The sequence below is a fragment of the Nonomuraea sp. H19 genome (assembly GCF_052068215.1).
In the GTDB taxonomy this organism is placed as follows: Bacteria; Actinomycetota; Actinomycetes; order Streptosporangiales; family Streptosporangiaceae; genus Nonomuraea.
Map to the genome: position 1 here is coordinate 85,331 of NZ_JBQHCV010000030.1, position 24,646 is coordinate 109,976.

The following is a 24,646-nucleotide window of genomic DNA, read 5'->3' on the forward strand; positions in this document are numbered from 1 at the left end:
CCCGCTCAGCCCTCGTAGTGCGGCAGGAGCGTGACGAACCGGTAGATGTCCACGGCGAGCAGGAGGCACAGGACGAGGACGGCCACCCTGCTGCGCCAGAGTAACGCCGTGGCGGCCGCAGTGAGGAAGGTGGCGAAGCCCGAGGCGACCATCGCCAGCCTCACTGAGTCGGGATCGCTGTAATCCGGCATGCCGGGGTCCCAGTTGTAGTTGGTCGGCATGAAGCTCGCGAGCATCGCGAACCAGCCGAGGGTCGCGGTGGCGGCACCCATTCCGGCGCGCGCCGCCGCTGCGGTTCGCTCCGCCGTCGAGGGAAAAGGATTCACCTGGCCGGCTCCCGGGTCGTGTTCGCGTCGGAAGAATACATGAATCCCGTGACGTCGGGATCGTCGCTCGCAGCGCGGCGGGCACAGCGGGACAATCACGGTGCGGGTGCGGTAGAAGGAGTGGCCGGACCGGCGGCCTGTGGTCGAGGCCGCCGGCCCGGCCGCCGGTCAGGGCGTGGTGACGGGCGCGCCCGTGACCGCGGCCGACCAGTAAAGCGCCCGTGCCACCTGCGGGAACAACCCCTTCGGGTGGTTGCGGAACAGCGGCTCGGTGCCGAACAGCACCACGGCCGCGCCCCGCTCGTCCCTGCCGCTGACCACGGCCGCCTGGCCCCTGGCCGCCTCGGGGCCGCCCGTGCCGTCGGCGTTGGCCCGCCAGTGGCCGGAGACGAGCGGGCCGTCGGCGGCGTACGACTGCTCGACCGTCACCTCGGCCCCGAGGGCGGTGAACCAACGCGGCGAGTACACGAAGGAGTGCTCCGGCGACCCGCCGCCCACGGGACCGCCCGACGGGACCGTGCGCACCACGCCGTTGGCGTCGCCGCGGCCGGCGACCGCGGTGGCGGTGAGCAGCCCGGCGGCGGCGTTGAACGTCGCCCCCGTGCCGCCGCGGGTGACCACGCCGCCGGTGGCGAGGAAGGTGTCCAGCGCCGTGCGGGCGGCCGGGTTGAGCGCCGCGTAGCCGAGCCCGCTGGAGACGAACAGCACGTCGGTCCCGCTCCAGTCGAAGCCCGCGTTGAGCACGGCGGTGGAGACCGGGCTGACGGCGAAGCCCATCTCGCGCAGCGTGAACAGCTCGTCGGCGGAGGCGGCCGCGGCGATGCGCACCTGCGAGAGCGGAATGCCTGTGGCCTGGCCGGCCGGGGCGAAGACGACGCCGTACCGGTCGGACACGGTCCTGGCGGCCTGGCGCGCCGCCGCCGGCACGATCGCGCTGCCGTCGTTCGCCCAGGTCACCGCGACGCCATCGGCCAGCAGGTCGTTCAGGGCCCGGACGTCCTTGGCGTCGGCCACCTTCAGCGCGAGCGGCCCGGCGGTGCGCGGGACGGAGCCGGTGGGGGCTGCGGCCTTGACCGGCTCGGACGCCACGTGGAGCGGGCCGGAGGGGATGCCGTCCACGGTGGCGCCCCAGAGCAGGCCGTGGCTCCAGCCCGAGATGTCGTACATCGCATCCACTCGGGGAGAGATGTCCGCGCCCGGCTCCAGCATCACGTTGGCCAGCCCGCGCTTGGGCTGGCGCATGTCCACGACGTACGAGCCGGCCGGGTAGGTCTTCCCGTTCAGCCGGAACGCGTGCCTGGCCCGCTCGACCCGCACGTCGTTCGCGATCAGGTGGTCGACCAGGCGGGCGGCGGCGGTGGCGGAGCGCTGCCCGGTGATGACGTACGCGCGGGGGAAGGTGGTGTTGTAGACGTCCTCGGGGCCGAAGCCGGGCACGATGCCGAGCGGCACGACCTTGGACGGCTCGCCGGCCGTACCGCGCCGGAAGACCTCGATCTGGTCGGCGATCAGCTTGTCGCGCCTGGCCTGCACGAAGCCGTACGTGGCCCGGATGGCCGCGGCGGCCACGTCGGTGTTGATCGCCGAGCGGCGGCGCAGCTCCGCGACGGGCTGCTGGTTGTAGTCGGCGTTGTTGACCCGGAGCGGGATCTCGATGGTGTGCGCGGCGACCGCGCCGTGGAAGGGGGCGTACTGCGGCGTGAAGATCGGCGGCCAGTCGTCCCAGCCTTCCGCCGAGTCCCGGAACGGGATCTGCGGGGGATGCACGCCGTCCTTCTCGACGGTGTAGCCGAGCGCGTTGACGGCGGACTCCATGCCGAGCCCGTTGGCGTAGGTGTTGGTGATGAACAGGTCGTACTCGTAGTTGGCGCCGTGCGGCGGCGTGGTGGGCTCGATGAGGGTGCCGTTGACGTAGCCGTGCAGGTCGATCATGGCGACCGGCTGGGTGTCGATCATCACCTGGCGCATTGCCCGCACCTCGGGCTGCGAGGCGGTGACGAAGTCGCGGTTGAGGTCGAAGCCGGCGCCGTTGGCGCGCACGCCGTTGACGCGGCCGTCGGGGTTGGCGGTGATGTTGAAGTAGAGCCTGGTGCGCGCGAGAAGGGCGGCCGTCTGGGGATCGGTGCCGGTGGCGAGTTCCTCGATGGCACGCAGGGCGGCGTCGGTGCCCTCCCACTCGTTGCCGTGGATGTTGGCGTTGACGAAGATCGGCGCCTTGTACTTCTTGACGAGGTGGGCGGCCGCGGCCGGGTCGTTCTCGATGCGGCCGCGGATGCGGCTCTGTTCGCGGGCCTGGTCCCGGCTCTCGGGGGCGGTGACGGTCACGAGGTAGAGGTCGCGGCCCTGGTGCGAGCGGCCGATGACCTCCACGCTCACCCGGTCGCTGCGCCGCTGCAGGTCGTTCAGCTTGGGCGCGATGGCGTGGTACGGCACCAGGCCGAGCTTGATGGAGGCGTCGGCGGAGTTCTCCGCGGGGATCGGGAGCGTGGTCTGCCTGGGATACCCGCGGTCGCGAGCCAGTCCGTACGGCTCCGCGTCGGGTGCCAGGCGGAACGTCTGCGCCTGCTCCGCCGCGCCGGCCGCCACCTCGTTCCGCTCGGGGCCGTTGCCGAAGTCGCGTACAGCGGAGTGGGGCGGATCGGCGGGGTCGGCGACGGCCGGGGGGATCACGAGGAGTGCGGCCGAGACGGCCACGCCGAGCAGGGCGGTGGATAAGCGCAAGGAGGCCTCCAGCGAAAGAGCGGATCGGGTGCGCTGCTGGACGCCCCGACCGGCGGTGATCCTTCATTAGAAGGCCGGCCTGGCGTGACCGGCAACCCTCCGGGGGCCTCGGTGGCCCGTGGCCATCACGCGCCCGCGGAGTCCGCGTGCAGCTCGGCCTGGCAGTCGAGGGCTTCGCAGAGCGCGGCGCTCGGCCTGGATCTGCGCCGCCTCGGCGTCGCGAGCATCGTTGGGCGGGGCTCCTGCCGCTCTGTGACCCATGCCATATGCAGTTCCTGTCAGCAATCGGGGCGCCGTTCCGCTCAACTCACCGAGAGCAAGCGAACCGACAGGAGCACCACATGAAGCACCGCATCGTCGTCCTCGGCGCCGGCTATGCCGGGGTCTACGTGGCCGGGAACCTGGCCCGCCGGCTGTCCCCGGCGGACACCGAGATCACCGTGGTCAACGCTGTGCCGGACTTCGTCGAGCGGCTGCGGCTGCACCAGTTGGCGGCCGGCCGGGAGATCGAGGCTCAAAAGCTCGCCGACGTCTTCGCGGGGACGGGGATACGGCTGCGCCTGGCCCGTGTCACCGCCGTCTACCCCGCGCGCCAGGTCGTCGCCGTGGCCGACGCCGACGGCGGCGGCGAGCTCGGCTACGACACGCTTGTCTACGCGCTCGGCAGCCACGTCGCCGACTGCGGCGTCCCCGGCGTGGCCGAGCACGCCTTCCACGTCACCGCCCGGCCCGCGGCGCTGCGCCTGCGCGAGCGCCTGGACAGCCTGGGCAGGCGGGGCGAAGGCGGGAGTGTGCTGGTCGTCGGCGACGGGTTGACCGGCATCGAGACCGCCACCGAGATCGCCGAATCCCGGCCCGGGCTGTCGGTGGCGCTCATTGCCCGCGGTGAGCTGGGCGCCCGGCTCTCCGCCGGAGCCCGCAGCCACCTGCGCCAGGCCTGCGACCGGCTGGGCATCACCGTCCTGGAGCACACCAGCGTCGAAGCCGTCGAAGCGACGCGGGTGCTGTGCGCCGACGGCACCGCCCTGGCGTCCGACGCGACCGTGTGGACGGCCGGGTTCGCGGTCAACCCCATCGCCGCCGCCAGCGGGCTGGAGGTCACCGAGAACGGTCGGATCGTCGTCGATCGCACCATGCGGTCGGTCTCGCACCCGAACGTCTACGCCGCCGGCGACAGCGCCTACGCCATCGGCGACAACGGCCGGCCGCTGCCGATGTCCTGCGCTTCGGCCGGCTTCACCGGTGGGCAGGCGATCCACGCGATCGTGGGACGCCTGACCGGCCGCAAGATTGCGAAGACCAAGCTGGTCTACTCGTACAACCACATCAGCCTCGGGCGGCGGGACGGGATCCTCCAGCTGGTCGACGACGAAGGGCAAGCAAAGCCGACGTATGTGGGCGGCCGGACGGCCGCGCGGGTCAAGGCGGGCATCCTCAAGATGTCGCTGTGGGCCAACTCGCACCCGACCTTCGGCGTGCCCAAGCGCAGGCGCCGCCTGGCAGCCGCGCCGGATGTGTCTGCCGCGAAGGTGGTCGCGTAGCCGCCTAGGGTGGTCCGCGTGGACAGCACCGCCACTGATCGTTTCGACACCGGTCGGTTCGAGGCCAGCCGGAACCGGCTGGCCTCGCTGGCGTACCGGCTGCTGGGCTCCGCCGCCGACGCCGAAGACGCCGTGCAGGATGCGTTCCTGCACTGGCAGGCCGCCGACCGGCAGCGGATCAAGGTGCCGGAAGCATGGCTGACCAAGGTCGTCACCAACCTGTGCCTCGACCGGCTCCGCTCGGCACAAGCCCGCCGCGAACGCACCGTCGGCGCCTGGCTGCCCGAACCGCTCCTCGACGGCGACCCGATGCTCGGCCCGGCCGACACTTTCGAGCAGCGCGAATCGGTCTCCCTGGCCGTACTGACTCTCATGGAGCGCCTGTCACCCCTCGAGCGGGCCGTCTACCTCCTGCGCGAAGCGTTCTCCTACAGCCACGCCGAGATCGCCGATATCCTCGACATCTCCGAGTCCGCAAGCCAGCAGCACCTCCACCGGGCCCGGCGCCGCATCACCGCCGCACGCCGCCGCGGCGTCGGCGAAGTCGACCCGGCATCCGCCCGCAGGATCGTCGAGGAATTCCTCGCCGCTGCCTCCTCGGGCCGCACCGAACGGCTGGCGGCGCTGCTCACCGACGACGCGACCGGGATCTCCGACGGCGCCGGCCTGACCGAGACGCTGCTGCAGTACGACACTCCGCAGCGCATCGCCGCCGTCGTACGGGCCGGTTTCAGACCCACACCCGCGAAACGGCGATTTGCCGGCGGCACGCCCGCCATCCACTACGCGCTCGTCAATGGCGCCTCCGCCATCCTCTTCGTGGTCGGCGACAAGGTCGTCGGTGCCGTGGCGTTCGACATCACCAACGGCAAGATCGCAACCGTGCGCGGCATCGCCGCCCCCACCCGCCTCGCCCGCCTCGCCGAAGCCTGGCGGCAGCACGAACCGGACACGCCGCTCATCACCCAGTGGTGACCCGACGCCGACCGCCACCGCGTGACCGGGCCGATTCGTGGGGAAGGCCGGGGTCAGTGCCTGGAGGGACTCGAGCGGCGCCGCCGGGCGGACCGGCGTGCTACGGCGTCGGCGTCGCCGGCCGCGTCGCGGGCGCGACCTTCGGTCAGGGGTTGCCACCGGATCGGCGTTGTGCGCGCAGCCGGGCGCCGAGGTCGCTGACCTGGTCGAGGTGCCGCAGATTGTCGGGGTTGACGACAAGGTGGATGGTCTGGATCCGACCATCGTCGGCGATGCCGAGTCCCATGACCTCGACGAGCCGGTCCTGCGTGTCGTACGCCATGGCGCCGGGCTGGCCGTTGACCTCGGTGAGGCGGATGCGGACGCTGAGGCGTGCGAATGCGGCGACCCCGGCCAGCACGGTGCGTGCCGTGCTCCCGGCCGTTGACCGGTTGGCCCAGTGCACCACCGGCGAGGAGAAGGGCCAGCACCCTTCACCGGCCACCGTCATGCGAATGCTGCGCGACCACGACGAACCGGTCGACACAGCGGTGAGTACGTGATCATCTCGCTACTTTGCACCCTGGGTCACGGATAGGAGTCCGGAGCCCATACGGCACGCCTACCTCAGGGCAGGTGAGGCGCTGGTGGAGGGGTGATTGGTCGGCGTGTGCCCAGATCCCGGTTCGTCTTGCCTCCAGCTCAGATGAACTGGAGGCAAGGTCTGACCTACGTCGCCCTCTCTTGGCACGGACGCGTAGTCCACCCGGGTAGGGCTTACTCCTGCAGGATGGACAGGGCTCGAGATGGGCACAGGATGACGGCGTGGCGCGCCTGTGCGGCGCTCTGGTCGCCGGGGTGATCGGTCAGCAGGGCCACGATGCCGTCGTCGTCCTGGTCGAAGACGGCCGGCTCGGTCAGGACGCACTGGCCGGCTCTGATGTGGTCGGCTCGCTCGCTCACACAGCCTTCGCGGATGCGTCTCCGGTCGGTTCGCGCGGCGGCTGCTTCCTCGGGGCCTGGACATACACCCGGGGCCTGGACATACGGGGCGATTAGCCCCGGTGATCAACTTTGCGGCGGAAGCTTCTACGGCGAGGCTCACTTCGGCAATAGCGGAGGTCCGTACCTGAAGGTCGTGGACTTCACCAACGCCGGTGGCTGGCGGATCAGGGGCAGCGTCGAGAAGTTATCCGGGGTTGTCCGGCAAGAAGAGATCGAAGCGGTCCTGTCTTCGTCCCCTTGCCCTGGGCTCAGTCATTCGTCACAACGGAGCTCCCGCACCGAACAGTGATCTTGGTCGACACCGTTCGGGCAGGAGCTCCGTTGCTCTTTCGACTAACCTTGACTACGCCGTATCACGCTTGACCACACGGCATGGGTGTTAGTTGGGGGGGACCGCCGGCGGCCTGAAGATCTCCCAGATGCGATAGGCGCGCGCCCACCCCTTCGAACGCGGAGCCTCCGACGCGTACGGCTTGGAGGCCGGGCCGTGCGCAGTGCCCTGCCACGCGATGCCTTCCGTCTCGGTCCGGGCGCTCCTCGTGTACGCCCCGGTGGACTGGGTCCTTCCCAACTGCTCGTCGATCGAGCGTCTCTGCGCGTCGGTCAGCCCGCGCGACTGACTCTGGCCGGTGTTCGGCGGATTTCGCTGTGCCTTGGGCGGCGACTGCCGTTGGACCGCCCTGCGACTGGTCGGACGGACGGCGGGCCGATGCCTGACCGTGGTCCGGGGCCTGCTCGCACGCCTGGTCACCGCCCTGCGCGCAGCTTCGGCCCGTCGCCTGGCCGCCGCTGCCCGGCGCGCTGCCGCTGCCGCTCTTCGCCTGGCAGCCGCGGCGGCCGCCCGCTGCCTGGCCAGCGCGGCCTTCTTCCTGGCCGCCTGCGCCGCCCTCTTCTTGGCCGCTTCCGCGGCTCTCTTCCTCGCTGCTTCGGCCGCCTTCTTCCTGGCCGCCTCGGCGGCCCTCCGCCTGGCCGCCTCCAGTGCCCGCTTCCTGGCCGCCTCGGCGGCCCTGCGCCTGGCCGCGGCGAGCGCCGCCCGCCTGGCAGCGGCCTGCGCCGCCCGCCTGGCGGCGGCCTGGGCCAGCCGCTTGGCGATGTAGCGCGCCGCGATCCTGGCCGCGATGCCCGCGGCGAACCAGAACAGCTGCCCGTCGGGGTCGCTCATCGTGACGGGGCTGTTGTTGGCGTAGGCGTAGGCGTTGAGCTGCTGCGGATCGGCCTCGTCGATGATCGGGTCGACCGAGAGGAAGCGGCCGTTCGTGGGGTCGTACTCGCGGGCGCCGAGGTGGACGAGCCCCGTGGTCGCGTCCTTGGTGCCGCCGACGAATCCGCGTTGTCCCGGCCACCAGGGTGGTGGTGTCCCGCGGTCCTCGCCGAACGGAGTCTGCCTGCGGATGGCCACGTCTCCGGTGCCGGCGTTCACCATGGCCTGCGCGGTGCCCTGGTGGTCGTTGGCCATGAAGAAGACCTGGTTGTCCGGGGTGCGCACCGCGATGGCCTCGCCACCGATGGTGTAGTAGCGGGTCTGCTCGACGACATCCTTGGCGTAGTCGAGGCGCAGTTCCATGTCGTCGATGTAGAGGGTGGCGTCGGTGGGGGTCTTGCGGAGCAGGCGGTCGCCGTCGGCGTCGTAGACGAACGAGGTCGTCTTGCCGGCCTCGGTCACCGACTCCAGGTTGCCTTCGGCGTCCCAGACCAGGCTCTGGTCGGAGGTGCCGACCTTGCGCCGGGTGGTGTTGCCCGCCGCGTCGTAGGCGAACAGGTCGGCTCCGACTGCCTGCAGCGCGTGCGGCTGCTTGCCGCCCGCCGCCGGGTAGGTGAAGGCGCGTACGGTCTCGGCCGCGCCGCCCCAGGCGTGCTTGGTCTCCTGGGTACGGTTGCCGGTGACGTCATAGGCGTAGCTGACCGCGTACGGGGCCACGCCGCCGATCACCCCGGACTGCGGAGCGCCGCCGGCACAGTCGTCGGTGGCCGTCCACGCCGAGGTCAGCCGGCGCAAATGGTCGTGCTTGAAGCACTGTGTGTCCTGGCCCCCGGCCTTCTCTGCGATCTTGGTGATGTTGCCGGCCGCGTCGTAGGTGTAATTGAGGTCCAGATCGCTGGCGGCGGCACCTGCCCGGTCCAGCCGCATGCCGGTCAGCCTGCGGGTGCCCTCGTCATGGGTGTAGGTGAGCCAGGTCTTCTTGGTGCCCTCGCCCAGCTCGTACTGGAGGGTCTCGCCCATCTTGGAGTAGCGGGCCGCGCTCACGTACGCCGACAGGCCGGTGACCTTGGTCGGCTGGCTGAGCCCGTCGTAGCTGTAGACGACCGACTCCTCGGCCAGCCCGCCGCCCGCCGGGAAACTGACCGACTGCACCTGGTCGTCGAGCGTGTAGCGGGTGTTGAGCTGGTAGGAGCCGGCCAGCTTGCCCTCCCGCGCCGGGATGGTCACGGTCTGGCGCAGGATGCGGTAGGCCGTGTCGATGGCGTTGATCTCGGCCGTGTACGCCTGCCCGCCCACGTACCGGATGGTGGCGTTCAGCTCTCCCTTGGCCAGCGCGTCGTACTTCCACTCGGCCAGCAGCGGGCCGCTCGCCGAGCCTTCGCGCATCTGCGTCTTGCGACCCAGAGCGTCGTAGTCGTACCACAGGGTCTTGCCGCGCGAGTCGGTGGTGGTGACGATCTCGTCGGCGTCGTTGTACGTGGTGGTCGTGACGCCCTTGTCCGGGTCCTCCGTCCTGATCTCCCGGCCGCGCAGGTCGTAGTGGTGGCGCCAGACGTTGCCCGCCGGGTCGGTCACCGTGGACAGGCGGCCGGCGTGGTCGTAGGTGTACTTGGTGGAGTCGTACTCGCCTGTCGGGGTCGCGCCCTTGTACTGGCGCAGCTCGATCAGCCGGTCCTGCGCGTCACCGATCCGGGTCGTCGCCGTACCGCCCGGCGGCGGTGTGACGTGGAGCCGGTCGCCCTCCTCCTTGGCCGTCACCCGGTACTTCTCCACGCCCTTCACCTTGAAGATCTCGGCGTTGACCTCACCCGCGCCGTCGAACAACGACACGACCTGGTTGGGGACGGCGGAGTCGGCCACCGCCAGCAGGTCGGTGGACGGCGTGCCCGTGGCGAAGTAGCCGGTGTTGGCCTTGTACTCCTCGCCTTGGGAGTTGTGGAAGGTGTCGGTGATCGTGCGCCCGTCACGTAGCGCGGGATCCGTCGTCTGGTCGTCCGTGGGCGCGGGTTCCTGGGTCTGGCGCTCGCGCATCAGGCCGTCGTACAGCTCGTGGCTGGTGGTGTAGCCGCCGTCCGCGCGCAACGTCTTGGTGGTGACGACGCTGGGCCCGTCGGTGCGCACCGTGTAGGAGAACTCGGTGTTGGGCGACTGCCCGGCCGCCTTGCTGCGATCGGGCTGCCAGACCTTGATCAGCCGGCCGAGCGCGTCGTACTCCATGTCGACGCGGCGGTTGTTGGCGTCGATCTCGGCGATGGGCTCGCCCCAGGCCGGTTCGAGCTGGGTGCGCTCGACGTGGCCGAGCTGGTTCGTCTCCGTGGTCTCCGTCGCCGGGGCGCCGGCGGCCGGGCTGTAGGTGGTGACGGACTTGGTGCCGACCGGGTCCGTCTCGCTGGTCTCGCGGCCGTAGGCGTCGTAGGTACGGGTGGTGCCGGTGATCGTCTGGCCGTCCGCCGAGACGAGTTCCTGGACCGTGGTCACGTCGCCCTTGGTCGGCGGCTGGCCGTTCGCCTGGCCGTCGTACTGGATCTTCTCGTCCGAGATCACCTCACCGGCGGCCAGCGTGGAGACCGCGGTGCCGCAGCCGGCGGCGACCTTCTGAACCCTGCTGGGATAGTCGAGCATCCAGGAGGTGTCATTCCGGGCGTAGCTGTAGCGGATGCACTCGTCGTCATCGGCGCTGGCCAGGTCGCCCTTCTCGTCCACCTGGAGCAGCAGGCCCTTGGCGTCGTACGCGCGGTCTTCGCCGGTACGCCGCCACGTGGCCCCGGGCAGCGCGGTGCGGGTGACCATGGACTTGGGCTCGACCACGTGCGCGGCCTTGGTGACACCGCCCTGCGTGGACTCGGCCGTCTTTACCGACCACGGCTCCTGTGCGGTCGCGGTCAGGATCGCCCCGCCGTCACCGTCGAACAGGACCTCCTCCCGCTCGAACCCCGCGAGTTGGTCGAGGTCGTCCAGCTTGACGCCCTCGGAGTCCTCCACCTGCGCGCTGCGCTTGGAGCCGTCGGCCAGCTTGTCGCCGTGCATGCCGCGGAAGAACCGGAACTCCGTCAGCGTGCGTTTGCCGTCCTGCCCGTCGCCCTGGCGGACGCGAACCCGGCCGAAGCCGCGGTAGTCGGCCCAGGTGCGGTGCTCGGGCTTGACCAGGATGTTGTCGGCGTAGTGCCAGCCGGCGCCGTCCAGGTACTCGTAGTCGGTGACCACGTTCGGGGAGCCGGCGACCCGGTCGACCTCGATGGTCTGCGTGACCAGGTACTTGTGGAACCAGTCGGTGACCTCGGCCTCGTTCGGCGGGGCCCAGCGCTGCGGGAAGCAGCGCCTGGTGTTCTTGTCGGCCGCGGGAACGTCGCCCGGCTTGCAGTCGGCCGGCGAGTAGTTGATCCGCAGCTCACCGCCGGACTCGTTGTTGATCGCCTGCACCCGCCACTTGACCAGCGGGGCGCGGCCCTCAAGGGCGTCCACCCGGTTCGGGAGCTGCACGCCGGTGAACTTCACCGGGGGCAGCGTGATCGTGCCGCCCACGTGACCGGTCTGCTGAACCGAGGCCAGCCACAGCGCCGGGCTCATGCCGTCACCCGAAGCGGGGAACTGGTGCGCCAGCGCCCACGAGTCCACCGAGCAGTACTGCGCGCCCGAGCATTTGGCGGTGTTGGTGTTGAGGATCTGGGTGGTGACCTTGGCCAGGCGCTTGCGGGTGAAGAACGTCGGAGCCAGGCGGTCGATGCACTTCACGCCCGCGTCGCAGATCTGGTCGAACGGCACATCCGGCCAGGAGCCCGCGGTCTCCTTCTTGAGCTGGTCGGCGGCGCAGGTCACCGTGCCGCTGGGCAGACAGCGCTCGGCGACCTCGAACACCACGCGAGCGGCCGGCGACTTGGTGAACAGCTCGCTCTTCAGGTAGCCGTAGTCGATCCGGGTGAGGTACGCGCCGCGCACGTACTGGGTGCCCAGCTCCGGCTTCATGTTGCGGCCGTAGTGGTTGGTCTCGCGCTCGTACCAGTACGTGGTGGCGTTGCCGTGGGTGTCCACCTCGTAGTCGAGGTTCCACCGGTAGCCCTGCTGGCACCAGGCGTTGGCCGGGGTGCTGGAGTAGCAGGGTTCGCCGCTGTTGTTGCCGAACACCGGCACCGTCTGCACCGACTTGGTCTCCGGCTTGCCGGTCGCCCAGCCGGGCAGCCGGTTCAGGCCGAAGGTGTACTGCGTGCCGTCCGGCGTGGTGACCCGCCAGTACTCGCCGTTGTTGTCGCCGTTCGTGGCGCCGGTCAGCGCCTCGATCCTGGTGCCGTCGTCCCGCTTGGGCCGCCACTGCTTCGTGGTGGCGTCCTTGACGAGCTCGACCGACGAGTCGCCCAGGGACATGGTGGCGTTGTCCTGGTCCCAGCACAGATCGCCGGTCTTCTTGCCGTCGATCATGCACGACTTGTAACGGCGCTCGATGTAGCCGCCCGGGTTCAGCTCGAAGCCCTCCCCCGCCCAGGACGCCTGGTTGTTGGTGGAGGCTGTGCGCCCGTCCACGCTCTGGGAGGAGTAGCCCAGCGACACGCCCGGCTCCTCACCACCCAGCGCCGGAGGCATGCGCAGCTCATAGCCCCAGGTGAAGTCGCCCGACTGAGGGCCCACACTCCAGTCGGACGAAGCCGCCAGAGAGGTGGCGGCGTGGTCCCCCGACGGGCCGGACGCCGCCGCGGTCAGCGCGTACAGGCCGCCCGTCTCGACCTCGGCGGTCACCGTGCCGCTCGTGACGTTGTTGTCGCTCTTCACCGGCTGCGGCTGAGCGCAGCCGGCCGCGCCGGTGAGCGCGCACTCCTCCAGCTTCACCAGGCGCAGCCGGGAGCCGTAGTCACCGCCGTAGGCGTACCGGAAGCTGGAGTAGTCCACCTCCAGGCGGGTTTTGACCGGCTTGGCCGCAGCTGCCACCCCCTGCCCCGGCGTGACCCGCATCGCCAGGCCGAGCAGGTCGGTGTCGAGCAACTCGACACTGATCGGGGCCGTCGCCTGCGCCGTCTTGGCCGTCCCCGGCGCCAGCTTCACCGGGAAGCCGGCCGCCAGGGTGGAGACGGAGCCGCCCAGCTCCGCCTTCTGCGGCTTGGGCCAGGTGACGGCCGGAGCCGCCTTCCACGCCTGCTTGGCGGCGGGATCCGCCAGCGGCGGCTTGACGGGGACCTTCCCGCCCGTCACCGGCGCTTCCTTCTGCACGGCCGGCGCCGGGCGCGGGGCCGCGTAGGCGGGCATGGCGTACGCCACGGGCACGACGAGGACGATCGACAGCGCCGTCGCCAGCCGTCGCGGCCAGGGGGATTCGGGTTTGGGAGGGAGCGGGTCGTTCCAGGACGGGTCGGGAAGGTCGGCGGGTTCGTCGGGGGGCTGAAAACGATTCCAGCGGGATTCGGGCAGGTCTAACTCGTCCGGCAGGTCCATGTACCTCTCCCAGTCGGGGGGTGCTGGTCAGGAATTACTGGGCTGCTAGCTGTGCGATCTGCTCGGCGCTCAGGACGCCGTCGTACGTGCGGACGTCGTCGACGGTTCCCGGCCAGTGGCCGGTGAGGACGCCCGCGGTCTTGGTCCGGCCCAGGTGCAGCGGGCCGGTGGCGCTCCATTTGCTGACATGGTTGGTGACGGTGGTGGTGGACAGGCGGCCGTTGACATAGATGCGGATCTGGCCGGCGAGGGGGTCGTAGACGCCGGCCAGGTGGGTCCATTCGAGCGGGTTCGGGATGGCGTCGGAGCGGGTCCGTACGAGGGCCGCCGCGTCGGTGTCGTCGGCGGCCATGCCGAACAGCCACCGCCCTTGCGCCTGGTCGTAGCCGAGCTGGAACCCGGCCGCCCGCGTCCCGGCCTGGGCGACGGCGGCCGCGTCGCGGGTGGGCAGGTGGTCGAGCTGGGTCCAGAGGGCCACGGTGAACCCGGCCGCCGTGGAGATGGCCGGCCTGGCCGCCTCGGCGGCGCCGGTGACGCCGTCGAGCGCGAGCGCGCCGTCCAGCCAGCCCGACGTCCAGGAGGCGGCGCCGGCGAGCGTGGCGGCCGTGGCCCGGCCGGAGGAGTCGGCGGCGGAGGTGCCGGACTCCTCGTCCAGCTTCCAGTGGCCGACCAGCGCGGCGGCGCTGTTGACCAGCTCAGCGACCTCGTCGGCGAACATGGCCCGGCCGTAGACGCGCACGTCGTCGACGTCGCCCGCCCAGAACTCCGCCGCCGCACCCGCGACCTTGCCGCGGCCGATCGTCAGGGGGCCGGTGGCGTTCCACGGCTGGGTGAAGGCGACCGTGGACTCGAGACGGCCGTTGACGTAGAGCGAGAGCTCGGCGGCCGCCGCGTCGTACACGCCTGTGAGGTGGGTCCATTCGTTCAGGCGCGGCGCGGCGGCCGACAGGGCGCGCGCGGTCGTGGCAGCGTCCGCGTCGGCGCCTGTGCGGGTCAGAGCCCAGCGGCTGTCGGGCTTGGAATACTGCAGTGCGAACGCCCCGGCCCTGGTGCCCTCCTGGGTGAGGAGGGTGGCCGTGCCAGTGGTGGCGGTCAGGCGGGCCCAGGCGGTGACGGTGAAGTTGCGGGTGGTGTCCACGACGGGGCCGGAGGTCTGGGCGTGGGCGTTGGCCAGTCTCAGGCCGCCGCCGGTCTTGCCCGTCGTCCACGTGGCGCCGTACAACGTGGCGGGGTGGGCGTTCGCGGCGTCGGCAGCCACCGTGCCCTGGCCCTCGTCCAGCGTCCAGTGGCCTGCGGGCGCCTTACCCGCGTTGACGTTGAAGACATAGGTGCGGATCGGGCCGGACTGGCCGGCGCGGTCCCTGCTGCGTACCGCCAGGACGTTGGGGCCGTCGTGGCGCGGCGTGAGCTGGACGGTCGCGGTGCCGTCCGGGCCGGGTGCGACCTCGGTGCCGGGCGTCGCGTCGAGCCCGTAGACGTAGGCAGCCACGTCGGCGACGCCGTTAGGGGCGAACGTGAACGAGCCCGCCAGGCCCACGCCGTCGCTCCAGGCGTTCTCCGCATACTGGGGCGACCTGACCTCCGGCTCCCTGCCGGGGGCGGTGGCGTCCACGGTGACCTCGCACCAGGGGCTCCACGCGCTGCTTGCCCTGCCGTCCTCGGCGCGCACCCGCCAGCGGATCAGCGCGCCGTCGGCGTACACACCCGCCGGGACGGCCGCGGTGAACGCGGTCCCGCTCGACCCCACGGCGGTGACGTGCTCGCCCAGCTTCACCCCGGCGGCCGACCACCACTCGAACCGGCCCTTGACCGAGTTGTCGGCGTCCTTCAGCCGGGCCCACAACTTCGGCGCGGTGCTGCTGATGATCGGCCGCGTGTCGCCGGAGGCGCAAGTCCCACCCGGATCCGACCACGCGTCGGCGGCCACGGGGTTGGTGGGGAGCGAGTTGTACTCGATGACCACGCTCGGGTTGTTCCTGAACTTCTTCCAGGCCCAGACGTCGGTCTCGCTGGTGGCATAGAGGCCGATGGTCATGGTGGGCCATTTCTTGGCGGCGGCGTCGGCGGCCCACGAGGTGACGTCGAATTCCACGCCGCCGGGCAGGCAGCTCGAGCTGTAGCCCTTGGCCACGTTCACCGTGGAGAGCAACCTGGTCTTCGCCGGCGGGTTCTTCCAGGTGGTGCTCTTGCCGATCGCGCTGGTCCCCCAGGCCTCCACCTTGCGGGCGCTGCAGGAGTACGACCACGTCTCGTACGTGCGCAGCGTCGCCTTGATGATCTGCTTGCCGTGGATGGTCGAGCCGGTGTTCATCTGGAAGAACGAGCGGTTCGTCTGGGAGGAGCTGATGCGGCCGACGCGGGCGATGTCGCTGGAGTTGAGGTAGTTGGAGTCGGGCCAGTTGCTCCAGATCGCCGTCCACGAGCCGCGCGCGGCCGAGAAGTACGGGTCCAGATAGACGGGGAATTTCGTCCTCGGATCCGCCAGCATCTTCTGATCCGGCTTGAGCCGCAGCCGCCCGCCCGCGAGTTCCACACCCATCCTGGCCTCCCGGGCCTCCGGGGAGCGGCCTTCCTTGAGCGCCTGTGGGCTGGTGATGCCTTCGGAGTCCCACATCTTCGGGGTGGGCGCTATGAAGATCGTGCCCGCGCTCTTGTCGACGGCCTCCAGGTTGCCCGCCTTGTCGGACTTCAGCGACAGGCCATGGGTGGAGAGCGGGAACGTCAGCTCGGTCATGTTCGCCGCGGCGGCCCGCGACTTGACCACCAGGACGTGGGAGAAGCCGTCCACGTCCGCGGTGACCTGGAGGTCCACTCCCGGCATGACCTCGGCGTAGGTGGCGGTGTCGCCGTTCAGCGCCGGCTTGGGCAGCGTGCCCTGCCAGCCCAGCTCCAGGGACTTGGCGCCGCGCGACAAGCGGGCGAGCGGGGCGTCGCCGCCGCCGGAGAACGTCAGCCCGACCGCCGCGGCGACCGGCTCGACCGCCCCGTCGGGGCGCAGGCGGAGCGTGGTGTCGACGGGGACCCAGCTGCCGTCCTTGCGCACGCGCACCGGGCGGACGTGCTGCTCCATGCTGTAGGAGCCGTCCGGCTTGACGAAGACCTGGCGGGTCTCGCTCCGCATCGACTCGACCTCGACCGGCTGCCCCGTCTGCCGGGCACGGGCGGCCATCGGCTCCTCCGGGGGCTGCACCTGATGCACGGTCCGCGCCTCGGCGGAGGCCACTGGATGGGGCACTGTCAGGACTGTGATAGCCAGTGCCGCCGCGACCGTCCCACGCATTACCCGCATACTGCCTCGCCCATGGTGAGCAGGGGTTACGCGCGGGACGAAGGGGCCGCCCGGCGTCTCCACGATCTTCGATTGACGATCGGATTGTCACCCTGATCCATAGACCGGTCCAGAGTTTTGCTCATTCTGCTCAAAATTTCTTCACGAGTCAGGATGCGCTGGAAATATTCGCCAAGCCGGGGCGGCGGCGGTGTCTCCTGAGCTCAGACCTCCGCGGGGAGCGGCCAGGCGGGATGCATTGATTTCGCGAAATACTCCTGAAATCCATCCTTGACAAACCTCACAGGCGGCCAATAGCCTCCCGAATGATTATATCGATTTAATGCGCCGGAGCCTGTGTCATGAGACCCCCCAGCGGCGTCCGCCGCACGCTCGTCACCGCGTTAGCCGCCCTGCTCTGCACGCCCCTCGCGGCGGTCCCGGCCTCGGCCGGCAGCGGCCGGCCCGGACCGGGCGTCCAGCTCGAACACCTCGACCGCGGCCTGGTCGCGACCACCGCCGGCGAGGGCGTGTTCCTCAGCTGGCGGCTGCTCGGCGACGAGGTGTCCGGTCATGGCGCCACCGGCATGACGGGCGCCGACTTCCGCGTCTACCGCGACGGCCGCCCGATCGCGACGGTCACCGACAGCACCAACTTCCTCGACACCGCGGGCACCGGCTCCTCGGCGTACCGCGTCGCGCCGATCGTGAAGGGCCGCGAGGGCCGGCGTAGCGCCTCGGCCACGCCCTGGATTAAATCGTTTTATGATCTTCCGCTGAAGAAACCCGCCGACGGGGTGACCCCGGCGGGCGAGGCGTACACGTACGCGGCCAACGACCTGAGCGTCGGCGACGTGGACGGCGACGGCCAGTACGAGTACGTCGTCAAATGGGACCCGTCGAACGCCAAGGATGTCTCCCAGCGCGGATACACCGGCAACACCTACATCGACACCTACGAGCTGGACGGCACCCTGCGCTGGCGGCTCGATCTGGGCGTCAACATCCGCGCGGGCGCCCATTACACACAGTTCCTCGTCTACGACTTCGACGGCGACGGCCGTTCGGAGCTGATGCTCAAGACGGCCCCCGGCACGAAGATGATCCGCTATGGGGCCGGCGGCGAGGTCGTCTCCGAGCGGTTCGTCACCATGCCGAGGCAGGACGTCAAGGCCGGATACGCGCACACCGACGACTACCGCAAGAGCGCCGCGGACTACTTCGACCACGTCGTCGCCATGTTCGAGAAATGGCACGAGCACCCCGAGGTGGTCGCCGGACGCTGGCCGGCCACGCTGGAGCAGGCCTTCGGCATCGCGCCGGCGCACCAGTACCCGCTGTCCCACGAGGACGCCGTGAAGCTGGCCAACCACTTCGTCGACGTGTACGCGCCGAGCCGCAGCGGCAACAACCGGCTGCGGGAGTTCGCCGGGTTCGTCATCACCGGTCCCGAATACCTGTCGGTGCTCGACGGAGCCACCGGCAGGGAGCTGCAGACCATCCCGTACAAGCCGGGCCGCGGCGACGACGGGCTGATGTGGGGCGACTACGCGATGGGCAGGATCGAGCCGGGCAACCGGGTCGACCGGTTCCTGTCCTCGGTGGCGTACCTGGACGGCAAGCGCCCGTCGGCGGTGTTCGCCCGCGGTTACTACACGCGCACCACGCTGGTGGCCTACGACTGGGACGGCAGGCGGCTGAAGGAGGTCTGGTACGTCGACAGCGGCCACGCGCCGATGGCCAACCCGTTCAACGCCTCGCCCCACGGCGTGCCGGGAAGCAACCCGAAATATGCCGACATCACCACGCAGGGCTTCCACTCGATGAGCGTGGCCGACGTGGACGGCGACGGCCGGCAGGAGATCGTGTACGGCGCCGCGACCATCGACGACGACGGCGACGTGCTGTACTCGTCGTTCGCCGAGGGTCCGCCGCAGAGCAACGTGCCAGGACAGAACGTCCGGCTGGGCCACGGCGACGCCATCCACGTCGGCGACCTCGACCCCGACCACCCGGGACTGGAGATCTGGTCGGTGCACGAGGGCGGCCCGTGGGCACCGTACGGGTGGGCGATGCGCGCCGCAGCCACCGGGAAGGTGCTGTTCGGCGGCTACAGCGGCGTGGACACCGGGCGCGGCATGGTCGGCGACATCGACCCGGCGCTGCGCGGCCTGGAGGCGTGGTCGTCGATGCCGCCCAACCAGGCGGTCCAGGCGGGACTGTGGTCGGCGCGCGGCGACTACCTGGGCAGGAGCACGCCCGGCACGAACATGAGCATCCGCTGGGCGGCGGACATGACGACCCAGCTCGTCAACGGCACCGCCACCACCGTGCTGCAGACGCCGACGATCGACGACTGGAAGCGCGGCAGGGTGCTCACCGCGGAGGGCACCCTGACCAACAACTGGACGAAGGGCAATCCCGGGCTGGTGGCCGACGTGTTCGGCGACTGGCGGGAGGAACTGCTGACGCGCACGGCCGACAGCGCGGCGATCCGGATCTTCCTCAGCACGGAGGTCACGAACCGCAAGCTGTACACGCTGATGCACGACCCGCAGTACCGGGTCGAGGTGGCCAGGCAGCAGACGGGCTACAACCAGCCGGCTTATCCGAGCTTCTACTTCGGCTCGGACGTCGACTGGTCGCAGGTGCCGGTGCCCCGCTTGCGGACGCCGGGAAGATAACGACGGCGGTCGGACCGGCGGCGCTCAGCCGCCGGTCGACTCCCGCGCCACGATCGAGAAGTGGCTGATGAACTCGCGGGCGACCTGCCGCTTCTTGCCCTTCTCCGCCAGCCGCTTGACGAGGAAGCCGACGGCCTGAGCGGCCATGAGCGGGTGGTCGGGGTCGACCGACGACAGCGAGGGGATCGTGTAGGCGTCCTCGGCGATGTTGTCGAAGCCGATGACCTTGACGTCCTGCGGGACGCGTACTCCGGCGTCGGCGAAGCCGCGCAGCGCCCCGATCGCGACCGTGTCGGTCACGCAGAACGCCCCGTCGATCTCGGCCCCGGACTCGTTCAACCGCCGCGCGGCGGCGGCCCCCTCCTCCATCGTGAGCCCCTCGATGGCGGCCAGGAGCCGCGGGTCGAAGGGGATGCCCGCCTCGTCGAGGGCCTGCCGGTAGCCGTCGTGGCGCAGGCCGGAGACCTCGACCTCGTCCCGCGGCGCGCCGGCGATCAGCGCGATGCGGCGGCAGCCCCGCTCGATCAGGTGCGCGGTCGCGGCCCGCGCGCCCTCGACGTTGGGCATGGCGACGTGGTCCACCGGCCCGTCGAAGATCCGCTCCCCCAGGATGACCATGGGGTAGTCCACCTTGAGCAGGTCGGTGTCGGCCGGCCCCAGCCCGACCGTGGCGAGGATGAGCCCGTCGTAGAGCCGGTTGCGGGACAGGGCCAGCGCGGCGAGTTCGCCCTCGCGGGAGGCGCCGGTCTGCTCGATCGCCACCTTGAGGTTGTGCCGCGCCGCCGCCGCGATGATCGCGGCGCCGAGTTGCCCGTAGTAGGGACGGTCGACCTCCGGCACCGCCAGGCCGATCGTCCCCGTACGCCCGGTGCGCAGATTGCGCGCCGCCACGTTGACCCGGTAGTCGAGCTCGGCGATGGCCCGCAGCACGCGCTCGCGGGTCTCGCTCCTGACGTGCGGATGATCGTTGATCACGTGGGAGACGGTCATGGGCGAGACGCCCGCGGCCTTCGCCACGTCCTGGATCGTCACCATTCGCCGTTCACCCGCACGGGCTGCATCCTCTCACGGGCTCAGCCCTTGACGCTTCCTTGCAGGAGCCCGCTGACGATGTGCCGCTGCATCGCGATGAAGAAGATCACCACGGGGATCAGCACGATCACGCTGAGCGTCATGAAGGCCGGCCAATCCACCGAGTACTGCCCGACGGCCTTGTAGACCTGCAGGACCAGGGTCTGCTTGTCGGGCGAGCTGATGAACACGTTCGGCGTGATGAAGTCGTTCCAGATCCACATGGTCTGGAACACGCCGACCGTGATGAGGATCGGCCGGATGAGCGGCAGCACGATCCGCCAGTAGATCTGCCAGGGTCCGGCGCCGTCGATGCGCGCGGCCTCGAAGATCGAGATCGGCAGCGACCGCAGGTATCCCTGGATGAGGAAGTAGCAGAAGATCGAGCCGGCCGCGTACAGGAAGACGAGCCCTTCCAGGCTGTCCACCAGCCGCAGCTCCACCAAGATCCGATAGACCGGGATCAGCGTGGCCTGCCCGGGCACCAGGAACGCGATCACCAGCAGCACGCCGACCACCCGGTTGAGGAGGGTCTTGCGCAGCAGCATCGCGTAGGCCGCCATCGACCCGATGACCAGCATGATCACGATGGAGACGACGGTGACGTACACGGTGTTGAGGAATGACTGCAGGATCGGCGTGCTCTCGAACACCCGCACATAGTTGTCCAGGTAGAGGCTCGTCGGCGGCGCGAGTGGCGCGGCGGACGTCTCCCGCTGGGTCTTGAACGTGTTGACGACGATGTAGTAGAAGGGCACGCCGACCACGGCCGCGGCCAGGATCATGGCCAGGGACAGGATGGGTGAGGAGCGCTTTCTTCTCATGACAGGCGTCCCTCCAGGCGGCGGGACAGGACGAGCTGGACCGCCACGATCGCCCCCACAGCCAGCATGAAGACCACGGCCAGCGCGGAGGCCTGGCCGAACTTGGCCTGGGCGATGCCGCTCTGGATGATCGACTGGGTGATGGTGAAGGTCGCGTACCCGGGGCCGCCCTTGGTGAGGGTGTAGGGCAGGTCGTAGACCTTCAGCCCGCCGGTCATCAGCAGCAGCGAGCTGACCGTGACCGCCGGGGCGAGCAGCGGCAGCGTGATCCTGAAGAACGACTGGCGCGGCGAGGCGCCGTCGACCCGCGCGGCCTCGTAGTAGTCGCCGGGGATGGACTGCAGGTACGCCAGGTAGAGGATGGCGTGCCAGCCGGTGGACGACCAGACGGCGACCACGATGACCGACAGCTGGGCGAGCGTGCCGTCCGACAGCCACGGCACGGGTGCGAGCCCGCCGACGGCGTCGAGCAGCCAGTTGAGGGCGCCCGACCCGAGCGGCGACAGGATGAACCCCCACACCAGGCCGAGGATCGCGATGCTCGGGATCGCCGGGAAGAAGAAGACCGCGCGTACGACGTTCCGGCCGAAGAAGCGCCGGTTGAACAGCACGGCCAGCGGGATCGCCAGCACCGTGACGATCACGGTGGTGGCGATCGCGTACAGCAGCGTGAACCCCAGCCCCGCCAGCATGGACGGATCGCTGAAGATCTTCCGGTAGTTCTCCAGGCCGACGAAGTTGACGTCCGTCGAGTAGCCGTTGAAGTCGGTCACGCTGAAGTAGAGCGACTGCGCCAGCGGGATCGCGAACAACACCGCGAACACGATCCCGATCGGCACCAGGAACGCCTGCAGGCGCAGCCCTTCGAGCCTCTTCGGCGAGGTGAGCCAGGACAGGGCGCCCGTCGGCGCGGGCGCCCTTCTGCCGAGCGCGGTCATGTCAGCCCTGGGCCAGCCGGTTGTCGAGCGCGGCGGCCACGTCCGCCGGCTTGGCCTGGCCCTGCACCATCAGCTGGAGCTGGGCGACGGCCTCGGTGTTGAGCGCGTCCTGGACCCGCGGCCAGGCGATCTGCGGCAGGTAGAAGGTGCCGTCCTTGAGCGCCTGGAGGTTGGGCTCCAGCACCTTGTCGATCACGGGGGTGAAGTCGGTCGTGGTGGTCATGGCGCTCGTCTGCTTGTTGAACAGCGCCACGCCCTCCTTGCTGCCGAGGTACGTCAGGAACGCCTCGGCCTCCTTCTCGTGCTCGGTCTTGGCGTTGATGGCGTAGCCGGGCGAGGCCGCGCCGCCCCAGAACGGCTTGCCGTCCGGTGTCGGCACGCCGGCGAAGGCCATGTTCATCTTCGGCGCCTTCTCGCGCAGCGTGGGCACGTCCCACGGGCCCGCGGCGATCATGGCGACGCGGCCGTTTGCGAACTCGTCCACGATCTGCTCGCCTTTCAGGCTGACGACGTCCTTGCTCACCAGGCCGCTGGTGAACAGCTGGTTGTAGTTCGTCAACGGCCCGTCCCACAGCTCGCCGAACTTCTTCTTCCCGGCGAAGATCTGGGCGTCCACGTCGCCGCCCTGGGCGGCGTTCGCGTGGCCGACGAGCGCGGCGGCGGTGAGCGGCATGCCCGTCACCGATTCGAGGTACGGCGTGACGCCCGCCGCCTTGAGCTTCTGGCACAACGCGATGAAGTCGTCCCACTTCGTCGGGAACTCGGTGACGCCCGCCTTGTCGAGGACGTCCTTGTTGTAGAGGATCCCGGCGGACCACGACGACACCGACATGCCGTAGGCCTTGCCGTCCAGGGAGTAGGTCGCGGTGTTGAACTTGGACGTGTTCGCCATGAACGGCTTGCCGGTCAGGTCCTTGACGGAGCCGCCCTGGATGAGGTTCGTCTTGTTCTCGGCCGCGATCAGGAACACGTCCGCCGCGGTGCCCGAGACGACCCTGGTCTGCAGCGCCGCGATGTACTCGGCCACGGGCGGGGCGTGGGAGAACTCGACGTCGATGCTGGGGTTCTTCTTCTCGAAGTCCTCGATGAGCGGCTTCATGATCTTCTCCCCGTCCCAGGAGAAGAAGCTCAGCTTGGTCTTCCCGCCGCTACCGCCGCCGTCTCCCGACCCGCATCCGGTCAGGGCCAGGGCGGCGGCGCTCAGCACCGCGGCCGAGCGCATGAGCAGGGACTTCGTTCTGGGAAGGGACATCCTGAGTGGGGACATCGCTCACCTCTTCGGTACTCGTTTTACCGTGGGGGGATGGGAGCGCGGATGTGCGTCCGCGCCGGGGTGACCGGTTCGAGATCGCCGTCGGGGCGGTGAACGAGCCAGTCGAACATGATCTCCCGGTGGAATCCGTCTCCATCGGGGATCGCGAAGCGGTGGTAGGCGACGATCCAGTCGTCGGTGCCCGGCACGCGCGCTATCGCGTGATGCCCCGTGCCGAGGATTCCGCGCTCGGGCCGTTTCTCCAGCAGGACGCCGCGGTCCTGCCACGGGCCGAGCGGGCCCGCTCCGACGGCGTACCGGACGCGGTAGTCGGCTTCGCGGGTGTCGTTCTCCGACCAGGACAGGTAGTAGCGGTCGCGCCACCGGTGCACGGTGGCCGCTTCCCGGAAGCCGGTGGGCACCCAGGAGACGACCTCGGCCGGGTCGAACGACATGAGGTCGGCGCCGAGCGGGACACCGTGGGCGACGCCGTTGCCCCAGTACAGGTACGTCACGCCGTCCTCGTCGGTGAACACCGACGGGTCGATGGCGACGCCCGGGTAGTCCCCCTTCGCGATCAGCGGCCTGCCGAGATCCTCGAACGGGCCGGTCGGCGAGTCCGCGCGGGCCACGCCGATGCTCTCCTCGGCCGTGAAGTAGCAGTAGAACGCGCCGTCGCGCTCGAGCACGGCCGGGGCCCAGGCGTGGTGCGCCGCCCACCGGACGTCCTCGCCCAGCCGGAGGACGACGCCTTCGTCGCGCCAGTCGACCAGATCAGGTGAGGAGAACGCCGAGAAGCTCGTTGAACCCCAGCCCGGATGGCCGTCCGTCGTCGGATAGAGGTAGTAGCGCTCCCCCACCGCCACCAGAGCGGGATCCGCCAGCCAGCGGCCCAGACTCGACGGCGGTTCGGCGGAGGGGTCGCCATCCACCGATGGCCGAGTCTCGGCGTCATGAGCCATGGAGGGTTTCCGCCCCTTCTGTGCTGGGGTTTTGTATCGATAAAAAACTTGTATCGATAAAAGTCATGACATGTCAACCCTCTGTTGCCGGACCCTCACGGGGAAGAACCGGCCCGGTGCGCGGCTCATGACGGCCACCGCCCGAGCCCGTGCGCCGGACGGCCGCCAGGCAACGCACCAAACCCGGCTTCAACTCGGCCACCGCCGCCGCGACATCATCGCGGAACAGGGTCTGGCACTCCGCCCAACCCGGGATGTAACGTTACAAACCACCAGCTGGACCGATCAAGGATGCCTCACTGCATGAATCACGCAGCTCTTGACGCGGAAGCGGTACGCGAGGCCGCGCAGATCCTGCACAGACAGCTCGCGGCCGGAAGCCAGGTCAAAGGAAACCTCTACCTGCCGGCCGACTCCCCGCTGATGCGCTGATCCGTGGCTCTGCCGGCGTGACGCGGGCGTGCGGCGGCCGGTGCCGCCG

Annotated in this window: 16 protein-coding genes; 4 read left to right on the forward strand and 12 right to left on the reverse strand. The window is 70.1% G+C overall.

Features of this window, described 5'->3' with window-relative positions; genetic code table 11:
- Positions 1-5 precede the first annotated feature (5 nt).
- The 3 genes from ACTMTI_RS46070 to ACTMTI_RS46080 form a co-directional block, all read right to left on the reverse strand.
- Positions 6-326, reverse strand: coding sequence for a hypothetical protein (locus tag ACTMTI_RS46070; RefSeq protein ID WP_441127184.1), 321 nt, complete (start codon positions 324-326; stop codon positions 6-8).
- A gap of 168 nt (positions 327-494) precedes the next feature.
- Entirely contained in the window at positions 495-3,047 is a 2,553-nt protein-coding gene (locus ACTMTI_RS46075; protein ID WP_441127185.1) for a M14 family zinc carboxypeptidase, read from the reverse strand.
- Between the two features lie 125 nt (positions 3,048-3,172).
- Positions 3,173-3,313: a hypothetical protein gene (locus ACTMTI_RS46080; RefSeq protein WP_441127186.1), complete on the reverse strand. Its 141-nt coding sequence runs from the start codon at positions 3,311-3,313 to the stop codon at positions 3,173-3,175.
- Positions 3,314-3,388: 75 nt separating this feature from the next.
- Here ACTMTI_RS46080 and ACTMTI_RS46085 point away from each other — a divergent pair, with 75 nt between their 5' ends.
- Positions 3,389-4,588 carry an NAD(P)/FAD-dependent oxidoreductase gene (locus tag ACTMTI_RS46085; protein WP_441127187.1) on the forward strand — a complete coding sequence of 400 codons (1,200 nt, stop codon included), beginning with the start codon at positions 3,389-3,391 and terminating at the stop codon, positions 4,586-4,588.
- Positions 4,589-4,606: 18 nt separating this feature from the next.
- Positions 4,607-5,563: a sigma-70 family RNA polymerase sigma factor gene (locus ACTMTI_RS46090; RefSeq protein WP_441127188.1), complete on the forward strand. Its 957-nt coding sequence runs from the start codon at positions 4,607-4,609 to the stop codon at positions 5,561-5,563.
- A gap of 145 nt (positions 5,564-5,708) precedes the next feature.
- On the opposite strand, the gene ACTMTI_RS46095 is transcribed toward ACTMTI_RS46090, so the two are convergent.
- From ACTMTI_RS46095 to ACTMTI_RS46110, 4 genes are all read right to left on the reverse strand, one after another.
- Positions 5,709-6,053, reverse strand: a complete 345-nt coding sequence (locus ACTMTI_RS46095; protein ID WP_441127189.1) for a hypothetical protein — start codon at positions 6,051-6,053, stop codon at positions 5,709-5,711.
- Positions 6,054-6,319: 266 nt separating this feature from the next.
- On the reverse strand, positions 6,320-6,505 hold the full coding sequence (locus ACTMTI_RS46100) for a ferredoxin (protein ID WP_441127190.1): 186 nt from the start codon (positions 6,503-6,505) through the stop codon (positions 6,320-6,322).
- 421 nt (positions 6,506-6,926) lie between these two features.
- Complete coding sequence (locus ACTMTI_RS46105; protein ID WP_441127191.1) at positions 6,927-13,166, reverse strand: RHS repeat domain-containing protein; 6,240 nt, start codon at positions 13,164-13,166, stop codon at positions 6,927-6,929.
- Positions 13,167-13,200: 34 nt separating this feature from the next.
- Positions 13,201-16,401, reverse strand: coding sequence for a LamG-like jellyroll fold domain-containing protein (locus ACTMTI_RS46110; protein WP_441127192.1), 3,201 nt, complete (start codon positions 16,399-16,401; stop codon positions 13,201-13,203).
- A gap of 395 nt (positions 16,402-16,796) precedes the next feature.
- Between ACTMTI_RS46110 and ACTMTI_RS46115 the strand changes: the two genes are divergently transcribed.
- Entirely contained in the window at positions 16,797-19,118 is a 2,322-nt protein-coding gene (locus tag ACTMTI_RS46115) for a rhamnogalacturonan lyase (protein ID WP_441127193.1), read from the forward strand.
- Positions 19,119-19,142: 24 nt separating this feature from the next.
- On the opposite strand, the gene ACTMTI_RS46120 is transcribed toward ACTMTI_RS46115, so the two are convergent.
- Genes ACTMTI_RS46120 through ACTMTI_RS46140 form a run of 5 tightly spaced genes read right to left on the reverse strand, consistent with a single transcriptional unit; the run spans position 19,143 to position 24,165 of the window.
- The gene (locus ACTMTI_RS46120) at positions 19,143-20,153 is read right to left on the reverse strand and encodes a LacI family DNA-binding transcriptional regulator (RefSeq protein WP_441127194.1); all 1,011 of its coding nucleotides are present in this window, start codon (positions 20,151-20,153) and stop codon (positions 19,143-19,145) included.
- A gap of 38 nt (positions 20,154-20,191) precedes the next feature.
- Positions 20,192-21,013: a carbohydrate ABC transporter permease gene (locus ACTMTI_RS46125; RefSeq protein WP_441127195.1), complete on the reverse strand. Its 822-nt coding sequence runs from the start codon at positions 21,011-21,013 to the stop codon at positions 20,192-20,194.
- On the reverse strand, positions 21,010-21,951 hold the full coding sequence (locus ACTMTI_RS46130) for a carbohydrate ABC transporter permease (protein WP_441127196.1): 942 nt from the start codon (positions 21,949-21,951) through the stop codon (positions 21,010-21,012). Before ACTMTI_RS46130 ends, ACTMTI_RS46125 begins: the two co-directional genes overlap by 4 nt.
- A 1-nt stretch (position 21,952) precedes the next feature.
- On the reverse strand, positions 21,953-23,203 hold the full coding sequence (locus ACTMTI_RS46135) for an ABC transporter substrate-binding protein (protein ID WP_441127197.1): 1,251 nt from the start codon (positions 23,201-23,203) through the stop codon (positions 21,953-21,955).
- Positions 23,204-23,241: 38 nt separating this feature from the next.
- Positions 23,242-24,165, reverse strand: a complete 924-nt coding sequence (locus ACTMTI_RS46140) for a family 43 glycosylhydrolase (RefSeq protein ID WP_441127198.1) — start codon at positions 24,163-24,165, stop codon at positions 23,242-23,244.
- A 303-nt stretch (positions 24,166-24,468) separates the two neighbouring features.
- Here ACTMTI_RS46140 and ACTMTI_RS46145 point away from each other — a divergent pair, with 303 nt between their 5' ends.
- Positions 24,469-24,597 (forward strand): hypothetical protein, encoded by a 129-nt coding sequence (locus tag ACTMTI_RS46145; RefSeq protein ID WP_441127199.1) that lies wholly within the window; start codon positions 24,469-24,471, stop codon positions 24,595-24,597.
- Positions 24,598-24,646 lie beyond the last annotated feature (49 nt).

Excerpts from the sequence above, each read along its gene's own strand:
- ACTMTI_RS46080 (WP_441127186.1), bottom strand. The coding sequence starts at position 3,313 with ATGGCATGGGTCACAGAGCGGCAGGAGCCCCGCCCAACGATGCTCGCG.
- ACTMTI_RS46085 (WP_441127187.1), top strand. The coding sequence starts at position 3,389 with ATGAAGCACCGCATCGTCGTCCTCGGCGCCGGCTATGCCGGGGTCTAC.
- ACTMTI_RS46095 (WP_441127189.1), bottom strand. The coding sequence starts at position 6,053 with ATGACGGTGGCCGGTGAAGGGTGCTGGCCCTTCTCCTCGCCGGTGGTG.
- ACTMTI_RS46105 (WP_441127191.1), bottom strand. The coding sequence starts at position 13,166 with ATGGACCTGCCGGACGAGTTAGACCTGCCCGAATCCCGCTGGAATCGT.
- ACTMTI_RS46115 (WP_441127193.1), top strand. The coding sequence starts at position 16,797 with ATGAGACCCCCCAGCGGCGTCCGCCGCACGCTCGTCACCGCGTTAGCC.
- ACTMTI_RS46120 (WP_441127194.1), bottom strand. The coding sequence starts at position 20,153 with ATGGTGACGATCCAGGACGTGGCGAAGGCCGCGGGCGTCTCGCCCATG.
- ACTMTI_RS46125 (WP_441127195.1), bottom strand. The coding sequence starts at position 21,013 with ATGAGAAGAAAGCGCTCCTCACCCATCCTGTCCCTGGCCATGATCCTG.
- ACTMTI_RS46130 (WP_441127196.1), bottom strand. The coding sequence starts at position 21,951 with ATGACCGCGCTCGGCAGAAGGGCGCCCGCGCCGACGGGCGCCCTGTCC.
- ACTMTI_RS46135 (WP_441127197.1), bottom strand. The coding sequence starts at position 23,203 with ATGTCCCTTCCCAGAACGAAGTCCCTGCTCATGCGCTCGGCCGCGGTG.
- ACTMTI_RS46140 (WP_441127198.1), bottom strand. The coding sequence starts at position 24,165 with ATGGCTCATGACGCCGAGACTCGGCCATCGGTGGATGGCGACCCCTCC.
- ACTMTI_RS46145 (WP_441127199.1), top strand. The coding sequence starts at position 24,469 with ATGAATCACGCAGCTCTTGACGCGGAAGCGGTACGCGAGGCCGCGCAG.